The 600-nt window shown below is 44.5% G+C and carries 1 protein-coding gene; it reads left to right on the top strand.

From position 1 onward, the window contains the following. On the top strand, positions 1-523 hold a 523-nt coding region (locus IEY73_RS34725), incomplete at its 5' end, for a citrate/2-methylcitrate synthase (protein WP_505744160.1). Positions 524-600 lie beyond the last annotated feature (77 nt).

Raw genomic sequence — 600 nt, 5'->3', positions numbered from 1 at the left:
CGGCGTGCATCCTTATGCAGCCATTAGCGCTGGCATTAGCGCTTTATGGGGGCATTTGCATGGCGGAGCGAATGAGAAAGTGCTTTTGCAATTAGAAGAAATCGGCGATGTGAAAAATGTGGATAAATATATTGCGCGCGTGAAAGACAAAAACGACAGTTTCAAACTCATGGGCTTTGGGCATAGGGTGTATAAAAGCTACGATCCGCGTGCAAAAATCTTAAAAGGTCTAAAAGACGAACTGCACCAAAAAGGCGTTAAAATGGACGAGAGATTGAGCGAAATCGTTGCGAAAGTGGAAGAAATCGCACTAAAAGACGAGTATTTCATTGAAAGGAATCTCTACCCTAATGTGGATTTCTACTCCGGCACGATTTTAAGGGCTTTAAAAATCCCGGTGCGTTTTTTCACGCCGGTGTTTGTCATTGGCCGAACCGTAGGTTGGTGCGCTCAGCTTTTAGAGCATGTCAAAAACCCGCAAGCTAGGATCACACGCCCAAGACAAGTCTATGTGGGGGATTAGGCTTTGTCTTAATAGAGCGTTGGACAGGGCGTTGATTAAGCTTTAAGAAACGCTTCAAAGCTTGTTTAAAAGAGCAA

Origin of the sequence: Mangrovihabitans endophyticus (assembly GCF_014646155.1) — a bacterium.
GTDB classification, from domain to species: domain Bacteria; phylum Actinomycetota; class Actinomycetes; order Mycobacteriales; family Micromonosporaceae; genus Actinoplanes; species Actinoplanes endophyticus.
This window is presented reverse-complemented; position numbering and strand designations above follow the sequence as displayed.